This is a genomic window from Micromonospora haikouensis (assembly GCF_900091595.1).
GTDB lineage: Bacteria > Actinomycetota > Actinomycetes > Mycobacteriales > Micromonosporaceae > Micromonospora > Micromonospora haikouensis.
Window position 1 is genome coordinate 22,510 of record NZ_FMCW01000021.1, and the last position, 20,522, is coordinate 43,031.

A 20,522-nucleotide genomic window follows, 5' to 3' on the forward strand; every position below is an offset into this window, starting at 1 on the left:
ATGCGTTAACAAGGGGCCCCTCCTTACCCCCCGATGTACGCCGCGAGGTGCTCACCCGTGAGCGTGGAGCGGGCGGCGGCCAGGTCGGCCGGCGTGCCCTCGAAGACGATCCGACCCCCGTCGTGACCGGCTCCGGGGCCCAGGTCGACGATCCAGTCGGCGTGCGCCACGACCGCCAGGTGGTGCTCGACGACGAGCACCGACTTGCCGGCGTCGACGAGCCGGTCGAGCAGCCCCAGCAGCTGCCCGACGTCGGCGAGATGCAGGCCGGCGGTCGGCTCGTCGAGGACGTACACGCCGCCCTCGGTGCCCAGGTGGGTGGCCAGCCTGAGCCGCTGCCGCTCGCCACCGGACAGCGTGCTGAGCGGCTGGCCCAGGGTGAGATACCCGAGCCCCACGTCGGCGAGGCGGTCGAGGACCGCCCGCGCGGCCGGCGTACGGGCCTCGCCGGCGGCGAAGAACTCCCGCGCCTCGGTGACCGGCATCGCCAGCACCTCGGCGATGTCCCGGCCGCCGAGGCGGTATTCCAGCACCGACGCCTCGAACCGCCGCCCCTCGCACTCCTCGCACACCGTGGCGACCCCGGCCATCATCGCCAGGTCCACGTAGACCACGCCCGCGCCGTTGCAGCCGGGGCAGGCACCCTCCGAGTTGGCGCTGAACAGGGCCGGCTTCACGCCGTTGGCCTTCGCGAACGCCTTGCGGACCGGGTCGAGCAGCCCCGTGTACGTCGCCGGGTTGCTCCGCCGCGAACCCCGGATCGGGCTCTGGTCGACCGACACCACCCCCGCGCCGGCCGGGATCGACCCGTGCACCAGCGAACTCTTGCCCGAGCCGGCCACGCCGGTGACGACGACGAGCACGCCGAGCGGGATGTCGACGTCGACGCCGCGCAGGTTGTGGGTCGACGCGCCCCGGATCGGCAGCCGGCCCGTGGGCGTGCGTACCGTCTCCTTGAGGGCGACCCGGTCGGCGAGGTGACGGCCGGTCACGGTGCCGCTGGCCCGCAGCCCCTCGACGGTGCCCTCGAAGCAGACGGCCCCGCCGGCCGCGCCCGCGCCGGGCCCCAGGTCGACGACGTGGTCGGCGATCGCGATGGTGTCCGGCTTGTGCTCCACCACGAGCACCGTGTTCCCCTTGTCCCGCAGCCGCAGCAGCAGGTCGTTCATCCGCCTGACGTCGTGCGGGTGCAGGCCCGTCGTGGGTTCGTCGAAGACGTACGTGACGTCGGTGAGCGGGGAACCGAGGTGCCGCAGCATCTTCACCCGCTGCGCCTCGCCGCCCGACAGCGTGCCCGACGGCCGGTCCAGCGACAGGTAGCCCAGCCCGATCTCCACGAACGAGGCGAGGGTCTGGTGCAGCTTGTCCAGCAGCGGCGCGACCGACGGCTCGTCGAGTCCGCCGACCCACTCGGCGAGGTCGCTGATCTGCATCGCGCAGGCGTCGGCGATGTTGACGCCGCCGATCCGGGCGGAGCGGGCGGCCTCGCCGAGCCGGGTGCCGCCGCACTCCGGGCACGCGGTGAAGGTGACCGCCCGGTCCACGAACGCCCGGACGTGCGGCTGCATCGCCTCGCGGTCCTTCGCGAGGAACGACTTCTGGACCTTGGGGATCAGCCCCTCGTACGTGAGGTTGACGCCCTCCACCTTCACCCGGGTCGGCTCCCGGTGCAGGAAGTCGTGCCGCTCCTGCGCCGTGAACTCGCGGATCGGCTTGTGCGGGTCGAGGAAGCCCGACTCGGCGTAGACCCGCACCGTCCAGAAGCTGTCGGCCTTCCAGCCGGGGATGGTGATCGCGCCCTGGGCGATCGACTTCGAGTCGTCGAAGAGTTGGGTGAGGTCGAGGTCGGAGACCGTGCCCCGGCCCTCGCAGCGCGGGCACATGCCGCCGGTGCGGGTGAAGGTCTGCCGTACGGTCCGGCCGCCGCCGCGCTCCACCGTGATCGCGCCGCTCGCCCGCACCGACGGCACGTTGAAGGAGAACGCGGCCGGCGGCCCGACGTGCGGCTGCCCCAGCCGGCTGAACAGGATGCGCAGCATCGCGTTGGCGTCGGTGACGGTGCCGACCGTCGAGCGCACGTCGCCACCCAGCCGCTGCTGGTCGACGACGATGGCCGTGGTCAACCCGTCGAGCACGTCGACCTCGGGCCGGGCCAGCGTCGGCAGGAAGCCCTGCACGAAGGCGCTGTACGTCTCGTTGATCAGCCGCTGCGACTCCGCCGCGACGGTGCCGAACACCAGCGAGCTCTTGCCGGAGCCGGACACGCCCGTGAACACGGTGAGCTGCCGCTTCGGCAGGTCGACGCTGACGTCCTTGAGGTTGTTCTCGCGTGCGCCCCGCACCCGGATCACGTCGTGACCCCCTGCGGCGCGCCGCGCGGTCGGCCCCGACCCCGTTCCCGTCGCCATGCTCAGCGCAGTTCCTGGATCCGGACGAGGTTGCCGGCGGGGTCGCGGAAGGCGCAGTCGCGCATCCCGTACGGCTGCTCGGTCGGCTCCTGGACGACCTCGGCGTCGCTGGCCTGGATCTTCTCGAAGGTGCCGTCCAGGTCGGGCGTGGCCAGCAGGATCCAGCCGTACGTCCCCTTCGCCATCATCTCGGCGATGGTGCGCCGCTCGTCGTCGGTGATGCCGGGGTCGACGGCCGGCGGGGCCAGGAGGATGCTGGTGCCGGGCTGGCCGGCGGGGCCGACGGTGATCCAGCGCATGGTGCCCGTGTCGACGTCGTTGCGGACCTCGAAGCCGAGCACGTCGCGGTAGAAGGCGAGGGACTCCTCCGGGTCGGTGTGCGGCAGGAAGCTCGTGTGAATGGTGATGTCCATGCCGATCACGCTAGTTGCGGCCGACTGACCTGTGCTTCTTGATTCCTGATCGGTCCGGCCGTCGGTTCGTGTCGCCGGTCCGGCCGTCGGTTCGTGTCGCCGGTCCGGCCTGCCCGGCGGCCGTCTAGGCGGGCACCGGGGTCAGGACGACGATCGCGGTGTCCCGGCCCCGGTGGGCGGCGAGGCCGTCCAGGTCGCCGTAGCCCCGGTAGTCGTGCAGCGCCGACCACAGCCGGTCGCGCTCGGCTCGGGTGGCCCGGTGGGCGGTCACCTCGCGAGACTCGCCGCCGAGGTCGACGGTCGCCCGGGGGTGGGCCTGGAGGTTGAGCCACCAGGCGGGGTCGGCCGCGGCCCAGCCGTTCATGGCGAGGGTGACGAACCGGTCGCCGTCGCGGATGTAGCCGACGATGACGGCACGTGGCCGGCCCGATCGGCGGCCGGTCGTGTGCAGCCGCAGCATGCCGAACCGGCCGCCCGGCGTCGGGGCGCTCAGGCCGACCCGGTCGGCGGTGACGCGGAGGAGAGCCTTGTGGCCCAGCCAGGCGCTGCGGACGAACCATCTCGGCGGGGGTTTGGGGGAGGTGCCCATGGGTGCCTCGTTTCTACGGTGTAGGTCTACACCGTAGAGTACGTCCTACGCCGTAGGGCGGCAAGTAGGATCCGAAGGTGCCCCGACACGCCGACGACCGCTCCGCGACCCGCGCCCCCGCCCGCCTCAGCCGGGAGACGATCGTCGCCGCCGCGATCGGCCTCGCCGACCGGGACGGCCTCGCCGGGCTGAGCATGCGGCGGCTCGCCCAGCACCTCGGCGTGGACGCGATGTCGATCTACTACCACCTGCGCGACAAGGACACCCTGCTCGCCGCGATGGTCGACGCCGTCGCCGCCGAGATCGAGGTAGACGGCGAGATCGAGGCCGCCACACTCGGCGGCGGTGGGACCGGGGCCGCCGCAGTCGGCGGCGGTGGGACCGGGGTCGCCGCAGTCGGCGGCGGTGGGGCCAGGGCCGGCGGCGAGGCGGCGGCCGGCAGCGGCCCGGCAGGCGCAGGCGCCCCCGGGCCGTGGACCGACCAACTGCGGGCGCTGATCATGCGGGCCCGCCGGACGATGCTGCGCCACCCCTGGGCGGCCCGGGTGCTGGAGGCCCGCGACACGCCCACCCCGGCCGTGCTGCGGCACATCGAGCGGGTGCTCGCCGTGCTGCGGGGCGGCGGCTGCTCGGTGAGCCTGAGCCACCACGCCCTGCACCTGCTGGGCAGCCGGATCCTCGGCTTCAGCCAGGACCTGTTCGACGACTCGCCGAACACCCCCGCGACCGAGGCGGAGACCGCCGCGCAGGCAGCCGCCTGGGCCGAGAGCATGCCGCACATCGCGGAACTCGCCGTCGCGGTCTCGCACAGCGGCGCCCTCGGCGGCTGCGACGACGAGGACGAGTTTGCCTTCGCCCTCGACCTGCTGATCGAGGGGCTCGACCGTCGGCGGCTCGCCGAACAGGGCTGACCTCCCCTTGCGGGGCCCCGCCCGAGGTGCGCGCGATCAGTGGCCGGTTGTGGTGGAACCGCACCGGCGTGTCGTGTAGTGGAGGCAGCCATTCATCCCAGCCCGGTCACTCCGGGACGCCTCGATTCCCGGTGACACCGACCCCGGCTAGGCGGTCTTGCGGGGCGCCGCCTTCTTCGGGGCGGCCTTCCGCGCCGGCGCCTTCTTCTCGGCCTTCGCCCCCGCCGCCTTCGTCGTGGCCTTCCCCGGGGCCGCCTTCTTCGTACCCCCGGTGGACCCGCCGCCGGTCCCGCCGGCCGCCTTCTTCGCCGGCTTCTTCTCGGCAGCCTTCCGCGCCGGGGCCTTCGCCTCCTTCGCGGCCTTCGTAGCCTTCTGCGCCGACCGGGCCGACGTGATCGGGGTCGGCTCGCCGCTCCGCTCCGGCTGCTCCCCGCGCGCCGCCCGGGCCCGCTCCACCGACGCCTTCAGCGCCGCCATCAGGTCCACCGCCGCCGCCGGGGCCTCCTCGACCTCCTCCGGCTGGACGACCTCCCGGCCCTCCACCTTCGCGTCGATGACCTCCTGCAACGCCGCCCGGTAGTCGTCGGTGAAGACCTCCGGCTCGAACTCGCCCGCCATCGAGTCGATCAACGAGCTGGCCATCGCCAGCTCCGGCGGCCGGACCTTCAGGTCCTCGCCCAGGAAACCGAAATCGGGGGTACGCACCTCGTCCGGCCACAGCATCGTGTTGAGCAGCAGCACCCCCTCGCGCACCCGCAGGGTCGCCAACTGCTCCCGCTGGCGCAGCGCCACCTTGACGATCGCCACCCGCTCCGAGTCGACCAGTGCGTCGCGCAGCAGCACGTACGGCTTCGTCGCCGCGCCCTCCGGCTCCAGGAAGTACGCCTTGTTGTAGAGGATCGGGTCGACCTGCTCCGCCGGGACGAACTCCAACACGTCGATCGCCCGCGACGTGGTCAGCGGCAGGTCCGCGAAATCCTCGTCGGTCAGGATCACCATCTCGCCGCCGCCGATGTCGTACCCCTTGGCGATGTCGTCGTAGGTGACCTCCTCGCCGCACACCGAACAGGTGCGCTTGTACCGGATGCGCCCCCCGTCGGACCGGTGCACCTGGTGGAAGCGGATGTCCTTCTCCTCGGTGGCCGAATAGAGCTTCACCGCGATCGAGACCAGCCCGAACGAGACAGCCCCCTTCCAGATCGCCCGCATCCCCCGCTCCTCTCCCCGGTTAACGTTCAGGATCGCAAAGGATCGAAGCGGGCGCGATGACTTCTGTTGCCCTACTACAGTCAGGAAATGCCCGGCGCGCCGCTGAAGCCGATGCTCGCGACGACCGGCCTGCTGCCCGCCGGCGCCGAGTGGGCGTACGAGTTCAAGTGGGACGGCGTACGCGCGCTCGCCGACATCGTCGGCGGCCGGCAACACCTGTACGCCCGCTCCGGCGTGCAGATCACCGCCGCCTACCCGGAGCTGATCACCCTCGCCGAGCAGATCGACGACGCCCTGCTCGACGGGGAGGTGGTGCTGCTCAACCAGGCCGGTCAGCCCTCCTTCACCGCGCTCGCCGAACGGATGCACGTGCGCGACCCGGCGAAGGCGGCCCGGCTCGCGGCGAGCGTACCCGTGACGTATCTGATCTTCGATCTGTTGCGGCTGCGCGGCGCGGACCTCACCGGCCGGCCCTGGCGCGAACGCCGCGACCTGCTGGAGGGCCTCGGACTCGGCGGCGCCCGGTGGGCCGTGCCCCCCGTCTTCGCCGACGGGCCCGCCACCTACGAGGCGGCCGGCGAACACGGCCTCGAAGGGGTGATGGCCAAGCGCGTCGGCTCGGCCTACCGGCCCGGCGTCCGCTCGCCCGACTGGGTCAAGGTCAAGCTGGAGGTCACCGGCGACTTCGTCGTCGGCGGCTGGCGGCCCGGGGCCCGCAAGATCGGCGGCCTGCTCGTCGGCGTGCCCCGCCCCGACGGCCGGCTCACCTACCGGGGCCGCGTCGGCGGCGGCATCGGCGCGGCCCTCGAACGCGAACTGCTGCGCGAGCTGGAACCCCTGCGCGCCGGCAGCTCCCCGTTCGCCGCCGACGTGCCCCGCGAGGATGCCCGGGGCGCCATCTGGGTAGATCCTGAGGTCGTGGTGGAGGTGAAGTACGGCCAGCGCACCCCCGACGGCCGGCTGCGCTTTCCCCGGGTGCTGCGGCTGCGCCCCGACAAGCCGCCCGAGGAGGTGGACGATGCCGGCTGACCGGCTCAAGGTCGACGTGCAGGGCCGCTCGCTGGAGCTGTCCAACCTGGACAAGGTGCTCTACCCGGCGGCGGGCTTCACCAAGGGCGAGGTGATCGACTACTACACCCGCATCGCCCCGGTGCTCCTGCCGCACCTCGCCGACCGGGCCCTCACCCGCATCCGCTACCCCAACGGGGTGGAGGACAAGAGCTTCTTCGAGAAGAACGCCCCCGCTGCCACCCCCGCCTGGGTACGCACCGAGAACCTCCCCGCCCCCGGCTCCACCAAGGGCCGCGAGACCATCGACTACGTCGTCGCCGACGACCTGCCTACCCTCGTCTGGCTGGCCAACCTCGCCGCCCTGGAACTGCACACCCCGCAGTGGAAGATCGGCGGCCACCCCGACCTGCTGGTCGTCGACCTCGACCCCGGCCCCCCGGCCGGGCTGCGCGAATGCAGCCAGGTGGCGCTGCTGCTGCGCGACCGGCTGGCTCTCGACGGGCTCGACTCCTATCCGAAGACGTCGGGCAAGAAGGGCATGCAGCTCTGCTGCCCCATCGCCGGCACCCAGTCCTCGGACACGGTCTCCGACTACGCGCACCGGGTCGCCCGCGAGCTGGAGGAAGCCCACCCGAAGCAGGTCGTGTCGAAGATGGCGAAGAACCTGCGCGGCGGGAAGGTCTTCATCGACTGGAGCCAGAACAACGCGGCGAAGACGACCGTCGCCCCGTACTCGCTGCGCGCCCAGCCCGTGCCGGCCGTGTCGACGCCGCTGACCTGGGACGAGGTGGCAGCCGGCGCGGCCGGAGAGCGCCCGGCGACGAAGCCGTACACGGCCGCCGAGGTGCTCAAGCGGGTGGACAAGCACGGCGACCTGCTAGCCCCGCTACTCACCCCCGGCCCCGAGGTGTAAGGAGGGGCCCCTTGTTAACGCATACGGTATAGAAGGGCACCCTTCTCACTACTGCTCGCGGTGTAGCCGCAGGGACGCCAGCCGCAGGACCGCGCCGCCGACCAGGGCGAGCGCGGTCTACGCCCCCGGGGGCTGCCGCTCCCGCCACCCGTAGGCCCGCTGGTTGTGCCGGGTCGCACACGGCGCGAGGTGGTCGCTGGGCAGGCCGCACCGCGCGCCGCCGGCCAGTCGCCGGTCACAGAACACCCGATGATGTACGCGCTGCTCGTCCTCGGTCGACACGGTCACCTCCCCGACGTCGACACACCGGGTGAACTGGGCCAGGACCCGCGCCGCCGTGCGGGCGAGGATCCGGGCGCGGAGCAGGTCCGGCACGACGATCGGCACATGCACGACCCACCGACTGCTGGGGCCTCTCATCGGCCGACCGATTCGCGGCGGTTAGCGGGCTCGTACGAGTTGGATGTTCTCGGGACGGGCGGTGGTCGCACTCGGGGCCGCCTTCCGTTCGGAGGTCGGGGTGGGCCCTGCCGCCGCAGCCTCGTTCGGCGAGTACGGCGGCAGGGCGTGTCGGGGTGCCCGGGGTGGCCGGGCCGGGGGAGTCCGGCCACCCCGGGCTGGGGGAATGCGCTGTGGTGACGAGCGACCGCACGGAGAGCGCCAACCGACCGCATGGAGCACGTCACTGTCAGCGACGCTACGGAGCGATCTCACCTATGTCAAGTATTCTTCTGGACCACTGAACCATTCATGTCATCAATGCCGGCTGGGCTAGGTGTTTTGCCTGTGGCGGATCCATGGATCGATACTGGCGGGGCCAACCGACTGCAAGGGGCCCCACGTGCCTATCCCGCCCACCATGGACGAGCTGCTCGACGACCTGATGAGGCGCATCGAGGAGGGCGAGTTTCCGCCCGGCTCGCAGCTGCCGTCAGGGCGCGCCCTGGCGGCCGAGTACGACGTCTCGCATTCCACCATCAACCGGGCTTGGGCGACGCTGCGGAAGCGTGGCGTACTGGTCGGGCGTCCGGGGCGAGGTGTTTTCGTCGCTGAAGTCTGAGGTCCTCGCTGTCGTCGAGGGTCGGGCCTGGGGTGTGACGCCGGCACCTTCTCGGGCGGAACCGGCATGCGGCCGCTTCGCGGCGACTCCCTCAAGGCGCGAAGCTGGGCTTGCCTGACGTTCGTGATCCTTCAGCGGGGTGCAGCCTCCGTCTCTGTTTGCAGCAAGGTGCCCTCGCGCTCGCCTTGCAGGTTGCAGAGTGCGGAAATAGCTAATAGCGGACAAAAGCTGCAATTGCCCCTTCGGTCGTTCATGTCTGCTTGGGGGTGTAGGGTCCACATGCGATAGTGGAGTACTCCAAGCTACTTCGAGCTAGTTCCTTTTAAGGAGTTCCTGTGGCCGCTCGCCCTGGCTTCTCTCTCTCCATCGTGCTGCCCCAATCGATCACGATCTCCCTCGTTGTCGTGATCATCTGGATCCTGATCCAGGCGTGAGCGCAGTTTCCGGCTAAAAGATGGCGGTGGCCGAAGGGCAAGCCCTTCGGCCAACCCCACCACTGTGGGGAACATGATCGTCTTCCTGTCGCAAGCTACTGCGAGCTAGGGATCACCCACGGCGAGCCGGGGAATGCCCCACCAACTATGTCATTCGTCTGAGGTGGGGTCTTGAAGCGGGATCAGCCGTATGCGCGGGAAGCAGTTTGACCGCGAAGATCGAGCATCTGCGCAACAAGCGAACACCCCCACATGCGGGGGGAGCAGGCGGTGGGCCGCGACCGGGGCGTCAACTCCCTGGGATCACCCCCCCGCATGCGCGGGGAGCAGGCGCTTTAGGCCGCGCTCAACGCGATCGGCGCGGGATACCCCCGCATGCGCGGGGAGCAGCTGGTCACGCTCGGCGGCGCGGCGACGGTGGCGGGATACCCCCGCATGCGCGGGGAGCAGAACGAGGGCCGGGTCGTCGGCACCGGTGGACCGGGATCACCCCCGCATGCGCGGGGAGCAGACGGCGTTGATGCTCGCGCCGGCGATGTAGGCGGGATCACCCCCGCATGCGCGGGGAGCAGCGCGAGACGTACATCTCTGACCGGTCGATGGCCGGATCACCCCCGCATGCGCGGGGAGCAGGCCCGCACCGACCTGGTGCAGGTGGTCGGGGTGGGATCACCCCCGCATGCGCGGGGAGCAGCGCGAGACGTACATCTCTGACCGGTCGATGGCCGGATCACCCCCGCATGCGCGGGGAGCAGGCCCGCACCGACCTGGTGCAGGTGGTCGGGGTGGGATCACCCCCGCATGCGCGGGGAGCAGATCGGCGTGCGGGGCCGCGGCAAGACCAACCTGGGAGCACCCCCGCATGCGCGGGGAGCAGAACAGCACGTCAGGGACTGGTCGTCCGTCCTCCGGATCACCCCCGCATGCGCGGGGAGCAGCTGCGTGACGGCGGCATCGACTACCAGGCGTGGGGATCACCCCCGCATGCGCGGGGAGCAGCTGGCTGAGGCGATGGACCGCTTCCAGGTGGCGGGATCACCCCCGCATGCGCGGGGAGCAGCAGGGAGCCGGCTGGGTAGGGTCCGGCTCCTCGGGATCACCCCCGCATGCGCGGGGAGCAGGTGGACGCGAACCAGTGCCGCAGCGGATACAGCGGATCACCCCCGCATGCGCGGGGAGCAGTGGTGGGGTTGGGCGCCGGATCGCCCGGCGGCGGGATCACCCCCGCATGCGCGGGGAGCAGTCGAGGGTCCGCTTGCCGGACGTCAGCTCCTCGGGATCACCCCCGCATGCGCGGGGAGCAGGCGCTTCGGACGGTGGCGTTGTCCTGTGCGCCGGGATCACCCCCGCATGCGCGGGGAGCAGGGTGGGTGGCTGACATGCCGTCCGTGGACAGCCGGATCACCCCCGCATGCGCGGGGAGCAGGTCTGGATGAAGTGGCTCGCCACGAAGCACTTCGGATCACCCCCGCATGCGCGGGGAGCAGTCTTCCTGACCTGCGATGCTAAAGATCATCTTCCTGGTCTTCGTTCACTTTGCCTCTCAAGACCATCGCTGTTGGAATCGAGCGCGCCGGTTGGGTTGGTGTGAGTCGCAGCCGGATCAGCGTACCGATGGAATCTCCGCGAGGGCATCCGATAGGGAGGGGTTCCGGCGACCGGATTAATCTTGCTCGATCTCCAGCCAGGCCGCGTCCGGACGTACATGAGCGTCGTTCTCGATGCTGAAAGCGGCCGCGCGGTCGGTCTGCGAGTCGTCCCTGGGAGTTGGTCGTCAGGTGTCGTACCCCTCTGTTCTCATCTCCTCCGTGTCCGATCGACCTGGTCTCAGCGAGAGTGCCCGTCTTGTCTGGGGCAAGACGAACCGCGATCGGGGCTTCTGGCTTCCGCTGCATCGTCACCTCGCCGACAGCGCCGATGTCGCCGGCCTGCTGTGGGACATGTGGCTGCCAGAAAGCGTTCGGCGGCCCATCGCTGCGCCGTTGCCTGGTGGGGCCGACGACGGCCGCCGGCTGGTCCGCTGGCTCGCCGGCATCCACGACATCGGCAAGGCCACCCCGGCGTTCGCCTGGCAGGTGAAGCACCTGCGGGAAGACATGCGAAGACACGGCTTCGACTTCGATGATCGGGTGGAGAAGGACCGCCTTTGCGCCCCACACGGGCCGGCCGGGCATCTCGCCCTGATCGACTGGCTGACCGGTGCGAAGGGCTGGACCCGGGACCAAGCCGAGGCGTACGCGGTGGTCGTCGGCGGCCACCACGGGGTGCCGCCGACCGACGGCGACCTCAAGGCGATCCGCGACCGGCCCTACCTGCTCGGCATCGACGGGCTGTGGCCGCAGGTGCGCGACGAGCTGCTCGATTGGATGAGCGGGTACGCCGACGTGACCGGCCGGCTGCCGGTCTGGCGGGAGGTCGCCCTGCCGCAACCGGTGCAGGTGCTGTTGACGGGGATCGTGATCGTCGCCGACTGGATCGCCAGCAACGACGAGATCTTTCCGTACGGCTTCCAGCGGGAGAACGCGCCGGACCGCTTGGCCGAGGCATGGGACGAGCTGGATCTGCCGATGCCCTGGCAGCCCGTTGACGTGGCCGGCCTCGACGTGTCGGCCCTGTTCTCCCGGCGCTTCGAGTTGCCGGCTGGGACGCGGCCCTACCCGGTCCAGGCTGCGGTGGTGGAACAGGCGCACACCATGCCGCTGCCGGGGCTGATCATCGTCGAGGCGCCCATGGGCGAGGGCAAGACCGAGGCCGCGCTCGCGGCCGTGGAGATTCTCGCCCGGCGTAGCGGTGCGGGCGGTTGCTTCCTGGCGCTTCCTACCCGCGCGACCGGCGATGCCATGTTCAGCCGGGTGCTGACCTGGCTCAGCCGGCTCCCTGATGCAGATCTGGGCAGGGGTGCCCGGGACGCGGCCCTGGCGCACGGCAAGGCGATGCTCAACGACGAATACTCCCGGCTCTACCGGGGGGTGCTGCCCAGCGCGATCGCCCTGGACGAGGGCGGGACACAGACCGCCGTGCACGGCTGGCTGGCCGGCCGGAAGCGCAAGCTGCTGTCCAGCTTCGTCGTCGGCACCATCGACCAGTTGCTCTTCGCCGCGTTGCAGGCCCGGCATGTGGCCCTGCGACACCTCGGCCTCGCCGGCAAGGTGGTCGTTATCGACGAGGCGCACGCCTACGACGTCTACATGAGCCGGTACCTGGACCGGGCGCTGGAATGGCTGGGGGCCCACGGCGTACCCGTGGTCATCCTGTCGGCGACCCTTCCCGCCGCGCGGCGGGCCGACATGATGCGGGCCTACGACGACGGGCGGTTGGGCCGTCGGCCGGCGGGCGGCACCCGGCGCAGGTATCGCGCGGGCGGCACCGCCGCCGACGACTACCAACCTCTGCGCGATGATCGACGGTATCCGCTGCTCAGCGTTTCCGGTGTCGACCGGCAGCCGGTGGCGGTGGGCTGCGCGGCGTCCGGCCGCAGCCTCGACGTACGGCTGGAACGCGCGGATGACGACCTGGCTGCCCTCGCCGACCGGCTCCAGGCCGACCTTGCGGACGGTGGCTGCGTCCTGATCGTCCGCAACACTGTTGCGCGGGTGTTGGACACGGCGGCCGCTTTGCGCGAGTGCCTTGGGCCGCAAATTCCGGTGTCGGTGGCGCACTCCCGCTTCATGGCCGCCGACCGCGCGGCCAAGGACAAGTGGCTGCGGGACACCTTCGGCCCTCCCAGCCACCTCGCCAAGCTCGGACGCACCCGGCCGAGCCGCCACGTCGTCGTGGCCAGCCAGGTCGCCGAGCAGTCCCTGGACATCGACTTCGACCTGCTGGTCACCGACCTTGCCCCGGTGGACCTGATCCTGCAACGGCTCGGCCGGCTGCACCGGCACCGCCGGGGCGACCGCCCCGCCCGGCTCGCGCATCCTCGGTGCCTGGTGCCCGGCGCGGACTGGGCCACCGAGCCGCCCGCCCCGGTGACCGGCTCGGTCCGGGTGTACGACCGCTTCGCCCTGCTCCGGGCGGCGGCTGTGCTCCTGCCTTACCTCGATGGCGAGAGTGGCCTTGCCCTTCCGCAGGACATCGCGTCCCTCGTGCAGGACGCGTACGGCGCCGAGCCGGTCGGCCCGCCCTCGTGGCAGGACGCGCTGGCCAAGGCCGAGACGCAGGCGCTGAAGCGGCACTTCGCGGCCGGAGAGCGCGCGGAGACGTTCCGAATCCGGCCGGTCAAGCAGCCGGGGGTCTCCCTGCTGAGCTGGCTCGACGCCAACGTGGGCAACACCGATACCGCCAACGGCGACGAACGGCGCGGCCGGGCACACGTGCGCGACGACGCCGCCGAAACGCTGGAGGTGCTGCTGTTGGTCCGCCGGGGAGACGAACTGCGCACGCCGTCCTGGCTTGCCGAGGGGGGCGATGTGACTGTCCCGACGGACTTCGCGCCGTCGAAGGCGGTAGCCCGCGCGATGTTGCGGTGCACCCTGCCGCTGCCGAGGGCGCTCACCGCCGACGGTGGCACCGAGCGGATCATCGCCGAGCTGGAGGCCCGCAACGCCTTCCCGGCCTGGGAGAAGGATCCGCTGCTCGGCGGCGAGCTGATCCTCGATCTCGACGAGCGGGGGCAGGCCCGCCTTGCCGATCACGTCCTGACGTACGACCGGCACAGCGGCCTGCGCGTCGAGAAGGCCGACCCGCGTGGCGACTGACCGACGGTTGTCCGCTATCAGACAGGCCGTGCGAGGCTGCTGACTCTTGGTTACCAACGTGGGTGGCCCGCACTCATTGAGCTGCGGAAAACCCTGTCTACGCAGGGAGCATCGTGAATATCGGTAGCGACAGTGGATAACCCTGCGTGACGCGAGAAGCGACTACAGTGCAACCGCCGTCGCACTGGTAGGGACAGGTCCAGACCCTCGTCTCATTGCCGGTCGAAGTGGATGGAGAACCCTCAGATGCCGGACGCCACCACCTCTTCCTTCTCACTGATCGAGCAGCCGTGGATACCGGTGCTCGACCTGTCCGGCCGTCGTCGCCTGGTCACCCTGAACGAGCTGTTCGCCCAGGCGGCGGAGCTGCGGGCCGTCGTCGGTGACCTGCCGACCCAGACGTCCGCGATCCTGAGGCTGCTCCTCGCGATCCTGTACCGGGCGGTCGACGGACCCGAGGACGAGCGTGCGTGGCAGGGGTTGTGGCGGCGTTCCGACCTGCCGGCGAACGACATCGCCGGCTACCTCGACGAGTACCGAGACCGTTTCGACCTGCTGCACCCGGTCACGCCGTTCTACCAGGTGGCCGGCCTACGTACGCAGAAGGGAGACGGGTTCGGCCTGGAACGGCTGATCGCCGACGTGCCGAACAACGCGCCCTACCTCACCACCCGGCTCGGGCCCGGCCTGGCCCGGCTGACACCTGCCGAGGCGGCCGTCTGGCTGGTCCACTGCCAGGCGTACGACACGTCCGGCATCAAGTCCGGGGCGGTCGGTGACGACCGGGTCAAGGGCGGGAAGGGCTACCCGATCGGCCCCGCCTCCTGCGGCTCCCTCGGGCTGGTCTACCTCGAAGGCCGGACACTGCGCGAGACACTGCTGCTCAACCTCGTCCCGCTCGACAGCGACTACCTCCGGCAGGACCCGGAACGTGACTCCCCGGTCTGGGAGCGCGAGCCGCACGGCCCGACTGAGGAGGTCGAGCGCGCTCGTGGTCCGTACGGGCTGCTCAACCTCTACACCTGGCAGTCTCGCCGGATCCGCCTCTTCGGCGACCAAGCCGGGATCACCGGTGCCATGATCGCAAACGGGGACCGCATCGCCTGGCCGAACCTGCACCAGCAGGAGCCGATGAGCGGCTGGCGGCGCAGCGCCAACCAGGAGAAGAAGCTCGGGCAGCCGCTCGTCTATCTGCCCGCCCTCCACGACCACACCCGGGCCCTCTGGCGCGGGCTGACCAGCTTGCTGCCCGCCCCGACCGAACGACCGGGGGCCGAAGCCGCGAGCCGACGACCACCGGCGGTCAGCCAGTGGCTGGCCCGGCTCCGGATCAGGCAGTTGATCGACGACCAGTACCGGGTCACCGCCCGCGCCGTCGGCGTCGTCTACGGCAACCAGATGTCGGTGGTCGACGAGGTCTACCAGGACGCGTTGACCATGCCCGTGCAGGCGTTCGACCCGGCGGGTCCGCTTGCCGTCACCATCGTGGACAGCGCCGCCGATGCCGAGGCCGCCGTCCTCACACTACGCCGGCTGGCCGCCGACCTGTGTCGCGCCGCCGGAGGGTACGGGGACCGGGCCGAGGACCCGCCCGCTGCCGCCGCAGACCGGGCCGCCGAAATCGGCTACGCCAAGTTGGACGTCCTGTTCCGGCGCTGGCTGGGCGACCTCGGCCCCCACAGCGACCCGGCGCGGGCGCGCATCCAGTGGCAGACGTTGGCCTATCGCTGGGTGCGCCGGCTCGGCCGGGACATGGTCGAGCAGGCTGGCCCGCAGGCCTGGGCCGGCCGCTACGTCGACCAGGAGAAGAAGAAGCACCTGAGCAGCCCGCTCGCGGACAAGTTCTTCCGCGACGCCCTGCGCCGCGCCCTGCCGATGGCTGCTGTCACCGAGAACCCGCCCGTTTCCCAGGAGGTGCCGGCGTGACCGTCACAGCCCCAGCCGACAACGCAACCCAGAGCCCTGAGCCCAAGCGGTACGCCCGCCCGCGCGGGCCCTTCGGGGGATACGTCGCCACCCGGGTCGTGGTCTTGCAGGACGGCTACCTCCGCGAGGAGAGCTTCGCCATCGCCGCCCTGGCCAGGCTGCGGGGTGTGGTCGGCCGGGAGCCCGGCGAGGACTTCACGATCCTGGAGCAGACCCGCGTCGCGGAGAAGTACCTCGGGGAGCGTCTCGGTGACGACCCGACCCACACCGAGCGGGCCATGCACACCGCGCTGACCCTGTACGCGGTGCACCAGCAGTCGCTCCGCGACACGCCCATGCACCAGGACGGCATCGGTCTTGGCAGGGCGGTCAGCTTGCTGTGCAGCGACCCGGACAGCGCCGTCGCCGTGCGACGGCGGTTCGCCGCCCTCGGCACCGCCACCAGCTACGCCGCCGTCACCACCCATCTGCGCAGCCTGATCCGGCTTCTGCGGGACCACCGGATCGCCCTCGACTACGGGGTGCTCGCCGAGGACCTGGCCACGTTGCAGAAGCCATGGGGGCCCGCCCAGGTCCGCGGCCTGTGGGGCCGTGACTTCTACCGCCAGCCCGAGCCCGGGGACCGCCAGGGCGACGACAGCACCGACTCGAAAGCCGACTCCGCGCCCGCAGGCGCCACCTCCGAGGAGTGACCATGAGCCGCACGATCCTGGACGTCCACATCCTGCACACCGTGCCGCCGAGCAACATCAACCGGGACGACTCCGGCTCCCCGAAGACCGCCACCTATGGCGGCGTGCGCCGGGCCCGGGTCTCCTCCCAGTCCTGGAAGCGGGCGGTCCGGCTGGCGTTCCGCCGTACCCTCGACGACTCCCAGCTCGGCGAGCGGACCAAGCGCATCGGAGAGGCGATCGCCGCCCGGATCGCCGACCTCGACCCAGAGCTGAAGGATCGGGCGTCCGCCCTGGCAGCCGACGTGCTGAAGGCGTCCGGTCTGGTGAAGAAGGAGGCCGCGGCGAAGAAGGAGACGGCGAAGAAGGGCAAGAGCGAGGCGGCGGCGAACTCCGACGTCGAGTCCGGCTACCTGATGTTCCTCAGCCACCGCCAGCAGGAGAACCTGGCGCGGGCCGCGATCGACGCCGAGCGGACCGGGGAGAAGCTCGACACCAAGCAGCTCCAGAAGCTGGCCGACGCCGACCACTCCATCGACATCGCCATGTTCGGCCGGATGCTCGCCGACGTGCCGGACCTGAACGTCGACGCGGCCGTCCAGGTCGCCCACGCCCTCAGCGTTCACGCCGTCGACAACGAGTTCGACTACTACACCGCCGTGGACGACCGTAAGCACGACAACCAGGAGACCGGTGCCGGCATGATCGGCACGATCGAGTTCAACTCCGCCACCCTCTACCGGTACGCGACGATCGACGTCGACCGGCTGAACGAAACTCTCGGCGACGCCGACGCCACGCGTGAGGCCGTGACGGCATTCCTGCAGGCATTTGTCACCAGCATGCCGTCCGGCAAGCAGAACACGTTCGCCAACGGCACCCGCCCCGACGCGGTCATGGTGCGGCTGCGTGACACCCAGTCGGTCAACCTGGTGGGGGCCTTCGAGGAGCCCGTTCGGGAGCGGCAGCTCGGGGATCGCTCCGGCATGGTCGCCGAGGCCGCCCGGAAGCTCGCCGACTACACCACCGAGATCGAGGAGACGTACGGAGATCCCGCCGTCGCCGCCTGGGTCACCCACGTCGGCAGCCGTACCGCCGCCCTCGCACCTCTCGGCGAGGTGCTGCCCCTGCCCGGCCTGGTCAGCGCCGTCGGGACGACTGTCGCGGACCGCCTCGGCACGCCGGCATGAGCGTCCTGCTGCTGCGGCTGGCCGGCCCGCTCCAGGCATGGGGGTCGACCAGCCGCTTCACCCAGCGGCACACCGAGATCGCGCCCACCAAGAGCGGAGTGATCGGGCTGCTCGCCGCAGCCCGGGGGCAGCGGCGCACCGACCCGCTGACCGAGCTGCTCGGCCTTGACTTCGGGGTACGGATCGACCAGCCCGGCCAGATCCTCCGCGACTTTCAGGTTGCCCGCACCCTCGACGGCCGGGACAGCATGCCGCTGACCAACCGCTACTACCTCTCCGACGCGGTGTTCCTCGCCGCGATCGGTGGCGACAGCGAGCTGATCGACGGCCTGCACGAGGCGGTACGCCGGCCGCAGTTCCCGCTCTATCTGGGCCGCCGGTCCTGCCCGCCGGTCGCGCCCGTCACCCTCGGCGTCCGCCCCGGCACGGTCGCAGAGGTGCTCGGTGACGTGCCGTGGCAGGCTTCGAAGCGACTGCGTGAGCGCGCACCATCGACCGTTGGGCTGGAGGCGCTCCTCGACGCTCCGCCGGGGGCCGAGGCCACCGAGACTTTCCAGGACGAGCCGATCAGCTTCGACCCGGCCCACCGGCAGTACGGGTGGCGGGCTGTCGTCCGTACCCGGGTCCTCGTGCCCAACCCCGACGGCCGTCCTTCCGTCGCCGCCGGTGTCTCCGGAGGCCCCGCCCTGGCCGACCACGACCCGCTCACGTGGCTGTGAGGACGACGATGTACCTGACCCGGTTCCTCATGAACACCGCCCGGCAGGGCGCGCGCAAGTTGCTCGCCTCGCCGCAGGCGATGCACGCCGCCGTACTGTCCGGCTTCCCCCGTCCCGAGGACCACACCCGCGACGACGCCCGCACCCTGTGGCGCGTCGACCAGCGGCGGGACCGGCAGGTCGTGCTCTACATCGTGAGCCCGACCGAGCCCGAGCTGACCCACCTCGTCGAGCAGGCCGGCTGGCCGAGGAGCAGCGAGTCCTGGGAGACCCGCCCCTACGACCGCCTGCTCGACTCCTTGGAGAAGGGGCAGCGATGGGCGTTCCGGTTGACGGCCAACCCCAGCCGCACCGGCCGTAAGACGGAGAACTCGCCGACGACGCAGAGATTCGGTCAGGTCACCGCCACGCAGCAGATCGAGTGGCTGACCAGCCGGGCCGAGCGGCACGGGTTCACCATCGCCCGGCAGGCTGACGGGGAGCTGAACCTCGTCACCTACGACCGCCAGGTTCGCCGGTTCACCCGCAACCACGGACAACGGCCGGTCACCCTCGTTACGGCCACCTACGACGGCGTCCTTGACATCGAGGACCCGGCCCTGTTTCGTAACGTCCTCACCCGGGGCATCGGCCACGCTCGGGCGTACGGGTGCGGGCTGCTGACCCTCGCGCCCGCGCAGCCGAACTCGTGAAGAAGACCCCGGGTGTGCCGCCGGCTGAACTGGCGGAACTCAACCGCGCGCAGGACCGGGTCAGTTTCGTCTACCTCGAACGATGCGTCATCCACCGGGACAGCAACGCGATCACCGCCGCCGACGAGAAGGGCGTCGTGCATCTGCCGGCCGCCACGCTCGGGGTCCTCATGCTGGGTCCCGGCACCAGCATCACCCAGCAGGCGATGATGCTGATCGCCGACAACGGCGCCACGGTCGTCTGGGTCGGTGAGCACGGCATCCGGTACTACGCACACGGGCGCTCGCTCGCCCGGTCAAGCCGTCTTCTTGTCGCCCAGGCCGCCGCCGTCTCGCACCGGGACCGGCGACTCCAGGTGGCGCGCGCGATGTATCGGATGCGCTTTCCCGGGGAAGACACCAGCAAGCTCACGATGCAACAGTTGCGCGGCAAAGAAGGAGCGAGGGTCCGCCGCTGCTACCGGGAACACTCGCTGCGCACCGGTGTGTCGTGGAACAACCGGGAGTACGACCCGGACAACTTCGACGGCAGCGATCGAGTCAACCAGGCGCTGTCGGCGGCGCACGCCTGCCTGTACGGCATCGTGCACGCGGTCATCGTCGCCATCGGCGCATCGCCGGGGCTCGGATTCGTCCACACCGGCCACGATCGGTCGTTCGTCTACGACATCGCTGACCTGTACAAGGCCGAGATCAGCATCCCGGTCGCCTTCGACATCGCGGCCGGCGAGTCGACCGACATCGGCTCGGACACCCGTCGGGCCGTCCGCGACCGGGTCCACGACGGCGCACTCCTCGACCGGTGCGTCCGCGACATCCGAAGCCTGCTGCTCACCGATGGCTCGGCCGGACCGATCGACGAGGAACAGCTCGACGAGGAAGCCGGCAGCGATGCCGTACGCCTGTGGGACGAGGAAGGCTACGAACTCGCCGGCGGCCGGAACTACTCCGGGGACGTGGACTTCTGATGACCGTCATCATCCTCACCGCCTGCCCCGAAGGGCTGCGGGGGCACCTGACGCAGTGGCTGCTGGAGATCTCTGCCGGGGTGTACGTGGGACACGTGAACAGCCGGATCCGACAGCGGCTCTGGGCCAAGGTCGTCGAGATGGCCGGGCCAGGCCGGGCACTGCTCGTCTACCAGCGGCCAGGTGAGCAACGACTGACCTTCGAGGTACACGACCATCACTGGGATCCGGTGGACTTCGACGGGATCACGCTCATGCGTCGGCCTACGGATAGGAGTTCGTACAACCCAGCAGTGGGGCGGGGATGGAGCAAGGCGTCCAAGCGTCGGAAGTTCGGGCGGAGGGCCCCAGATGGGGGCAGCGGATCGTCGGTTCCCTCCGGACCAAGTGAAGGAAAAAGGGATAGTTGATCTTTAGCGCCCCAGCTCAGAAAGTCTGCTCCCCGCGCACGCGGGGGTGATCCGCGGCTAGACCGCGAGATCGACCAGGCCGAGCGCTGCTCCCCGCGCACGCGGGGGTGATCCCGCGCTTGACCTGGTCGTCACGGGCACCGGCGACTGCTCCCCGCGCACGCGGGGGTGATCCCCTGCAGTGCGATGTCGAGTACGCGACTCAGTCCTGCTCCCCGCGCACGCGGGGATGATCCGCTGGCCACCCAGATCGAGCACGCCCGCCAGGCCTGCTCCCCGCGCACGCGGGGGTGATCCCCTG

The 20,522-nt window shown here is 70.9% G+C and carries 17 protein-coding genes and 2 CRISPR repeat arrays; of the genes, 12 read left to right on the top strand and 5 right to left on the bottom strand.

The annotated features are described in order from the left end of the window. Window positions 1-23 precede the first annotated feature (23 nt). From GA0070558_RS21030 to GA0070558_RS21040, 3 genes are all read right to left on the bottom strand, one after another. On the bottom strand, window positions 24-2,408 hold the full coding sequence (locus tag GA0070558_RS21030) for an ATP-binding cassette domain-containing protein (protein ID WP_176734294.1): 2,385 nt from the start codon (window positions 2,406-2,408) through the stop codon (window positions 24-26). A 2-nt stretch (window positions 2,409-2,410) separates the two neighbouring features. Beyond that, window positions 2,411-2,821 carry a VOC family protein gene (locus GA0070558_RS21035; protein ID WP_091283098.1) on the bottom strand — a complete coding sequence of 137 codons (411 nt, stop codon included), beginning with the start codon at window positions 2,819-2,821 and terminating at the stop codon, window positions 2,411-2,413. 124 nt (window positions 2,822-2,945) lie between these two features. Continuing rightward, entirely contained in the window at window positions 2,946-3,410 is a 465-nt protein-coding gene (locus tag GA0070558_RS21040; protein ID WP_091282943.1) for a nitroreductase/quinone reductase family protein, read from the bottom strand. Window positions 3,411-3,487: 77 nt separating this feature from the next. Between GA0070558_RS21040 and GA0070558_RS21045 the strand changes: the two genes are divergently transcribed. After that, window positions 3,488-4,321, top strand: coding sequence for a TetR/AcrR family transcriptional regulator (locus tag GA0070558_RS21045; RefSeq protein WP_091282945.1), 834 nt, complete (start codon window positions 3,488-3,490; stop codon window positions 4,319-4,321). 147 nt (window positions 4,322-4,468) lie between these two features. Here the strand turns inward: GA0070558_RS21045 and ku are convergent, their stop codons facing one another. Beyond that, the gene (ku, locus tag GA0070558_RS21050) at window positions 4,469-5,530 is read right to left on the bottom strand and encodes a non-homologous end joining protein Ku (RefSeq protein WP_091282947.1); all 1,062 of its coding nucleotides are present in this window, start codon (window positions 5,528-5,530) and stop codon (window positions 4,469-4,471) included. An 87-nt stretch (window positions 5,531-5,617) separates the two neighbouring features. On the opposite strand from ku, the gene ligD (GA0070558_RS21055) reads away from it, so the two are divergent. Both ligD (GA0070558_RS21055) and ligD (GA0070558_RS21060) read left to right on the top strand, forming a co-directional pair. Further along, window positions 5,618-6,559: a non-homologous end-joining DNA ligase gene (ligD, locus tag GA0070558_RS21055; protein WP_091282949.1), complete on the top strand. Its 942-nt coding sequence runs from the start codon at window positions 5,618-5,620 to the stop codon at window positions 6,557-6,559. Then, window positions 6,549-7,454 (top strand): non-homologous end-joining DNA ligase, encoded by a 906-nt coding sequence (gene ligD, locus GA0070558_RS21060; protein WP_091282951.1) that lies wholly within the window; start codon window positions 6,549-6,551, stop codon window positions 7,452-7,454. Before ligD (GA0070558_RS21055) ends, ligD (GA0070558_RS21060) begins: the two co-directional genes overlap by 11 nt. 117 nt (window positions 7,455-7,571) lie before the next feature. Here the strand turns inward: ligD (GA0070558_RS21060) and GA0070558_RS21065 are convergent, their stop codons facing one another. After that, window positions 7,572-7,874 carry a hypothetical protein gene (locus GA0070558_RS21065; protein WP_091282953.1) on the bottom strand — a complete coding sequence of 101 codons (303 nt, stop codon included), beginning with the start codon at window positions 7,872-7,874 and terminating at the stop codon, window positions 7,572-7,574. A 421-nt stretch (window positions 7,875-8,295) separates the two neighbouring features. On the opposite strand from GA0070558_RS21065, the gene GA0070558_RS21070 reads away from it, so the two are divergent. From GA0070558_RS21070 to cas2e, 9 genes are all read left to right on the top strand, one after another. Next, window positions 8,296-8,514 (top strand): winged helix-turn-helix domain-containing protein, encoded by a 219-nt coding sequence (locus GA0070558_RS21070; protein WP_074475274.1) that lies wholly within the window; start codon window positions 8,296-8,298, stop codon window positions 8,512-8,514. Between the two features lie 673 nt (window positions 8,515-9,187). Continuing rightward, window positions 9,188-10,435: direct repeats of the CRISPR family, unit length 28 nt; unit sequence GGATCACCCCCGCATGCGCGGGGAGCAG. A gap of 321 nt (window positions 10,436-10,756) precedes the next feature. Continuing rightward, entirely contained in the window at window positions 10,757-13,645 is a 2,889-nt protein-coding gene (locus tag GA0070558_RS21075) for a CRISPR-associated helicase/endonuclease Cas3 (RefSeq protein WP_091282955.1), read from the top strand. A 246-nt stretch (window positions 13,646-13,891) separates the two neighbouring features. After that, complete coding sequence (gene casA / locus GA0070558_RS21080) at window positions 13,892-15,571, top strand: type I-E CRISPR-associated protein Cse1/CasA (RefSeq protein ID WP_091282957.1); 1,680 nt, start codon at window positions 13,892-13,894, stop codon at window positions 15,569-15,571. Continuing rightward, a complete protein-coding gene (gene casB / locus GA0070558_RS21085) occupies window positions 15,568-16,263 on the top strand; it encodes a type I-E CRISPR-associated protein Cse2/CasB (protein WP_091282958.1) in 696 nt (231 codons plus the stop codon). The genes casA and casB overlap by 4 nt, the downstream gene beginning before the upstream one ends. A 2-nt stretch (window positions 16,264-16,265) precedes the next feature. Further along, window positions 16,266-17,432, top strand: coding sequence for a type I-E CRISPR-associated protein Cas7/Cse4/CasC (gene cas7e / locus GA0070558_RS21090; protein ID WP_091282960.1), 1,167 nt, complete (start codon window positions 16,266-16,268; stop codon window positions 17,430-17,432). Continuing rightward, the gene (cas5e, locus tag GA0070558_RS21095) at window positions 17,429-18,151 is read left to right on the top strand and encodes a type I-E CRISPR-associated protein Cas5/CasD (RefSeq protein WP_091282962.1); all 723 of its coding nucleotides are present in this window, start codon (window positions 17,429-17,431) and stop codon (window positions 18,149-18,151) included. Before cas7e ends, cas5e begins: the two co-directional genes overlap by 4 nt. A gap of 8 nt (window positions 18,152-18,159) precedes the next feature. Beyond that, window positions 18,160-18,843 (top strand): type I-E CRISPR-associated protein Cas6/Cse3/CasE, encoded by a 684-nt coding sequence (gene cas6e, locus GA0070558_RS21100; RefSeq protein WP_077935762.1) that lies wholly within the window; start codon window positions 18,160-18,162, stop codon window positions 18,841-18,843. Beyond that, window positions 18,840-19,811, top strand: coding sequence for a type I-E CRISPR-associated endonuclease Cas1e (gene cas1e / locus GA0070558_RS21105; protein WP_077935763.1), 972 nt, complete (start codon window positions 18,840-18,842; stop codon window positions 19,809-19,811). Before cas6e ends, cas1e begins: the two co-directional genes overlap by 4 nt. Then, window positions 19,811-20,221, top strand: coding sequence for a type I-E CRISPR-associated endoribonuclease Cas2e (gene cas2e / locus GA0070558_RS21110; protein ID WP_091282964.1), 411 nt, complete (start codon window positions 19,811-19,813; stop codon window positions 20,219-20,221). The genes cas1e and cas2e overlap by 1 nt, the downstream gene beginning before the upstream one ends. A 25-nt stretch (window positions 20,222-20,246) precedes the next feature. Further along, window positions 20,247-20,518: a CRISPR direct-repeat array (repeat unit 28 nt; unit sequence CTGCTCCCCGCGCACGCGGGGGTGATCC). Window positions 20,519-20,522 lie beyond the last annotated feature (4 nt).

Excerpts from the sequence above, each read along its gene's own strand:
- ligD (WP_091282951.1), top strand. The coding sequence starts at position 6,549 with ATGCCGGCTGACCGGCTCAAGGTCGACGTGCAGGGCCGCTCGCTGGAG.
- cas2e (WP_091282964.1), top strand. The coding sequence starts at position 19,811 with ATGACCGTCATCATCCTCACCGCCTGCCCCGAAGGGCTGCGGGGGCAC.
- GA0070558_RS21035 (WP_091283098.1), bottom strand. The coding sequence starts at position 2,821 with ATGGACATCACCATTCACACGAGCTTCCTGCCGCACACCGACCCGGAG.
- casA (WP_091282957.1), top strand. The coding sequence starts at position 13,892 with ATGCCGGACGCCACCACCTCTTCCTTCTCACTGATCGAGCAGCCGTGG.
- ku (WP_091282947.1), bottom strand. The coding sequence starts at position 5,530 with ATGCGGGCGATCTGGAAGGGGGCTGTCTCGTTCGGGCTGGTCTCGATC.
- cas5e (WP_091282962.1), top strand. The coding sequence starts at position 17,429 with ATGAGCGTCCTGCTGCTGCGGCTGGCCGGCCCGCTCCAGGCATGGGGG.
- GA0070558_RS21065 (WP_091282953.1), bottom strand. The coding sequence starts at position 7,874 with ATGAGAGGCCCCAGCAGTCGGTGGGTCGTGCATGTGCCGATCGTCGTG.
- cas6e (WP_077935762.1), top strand. The coding sequence starts at position 18,160 with ATGTACCTGACCCGGTTCCTCATGAACACCGCCCGGCAGGGCGCGCGC.
- ligD (WP_091282949.1), top strand. The coding sequence starts at position 5,618 with ATGCCCGGCGCGCCGCTGAAGCCGATGCTCGCGACGACCGGCCTGCTG.
- GA0070558_RS21040 (WP_091282943.1), bottom strand. The coding sequence starts at position 3,410 with ATGGGCACCTCCCCCAAACCCCCGCCGAGATGGTTCGTCCGCAGCGCC.
- GA0070558_RS21030 (WP_176734294.1), bottom strand. The coding sequence starts at position 2,408 with ATGGCGACGGGAACGGGGTCGGGGCCGACCGCGCGGCGCGCCGCAGGG.
- cas7e (WP_091282960.1), top strand. The coding sequence starts at position 16,266 with ATGAGCCGCACGATCCTGGACGTCCACATCCTGCACACCGTGCCGCCG.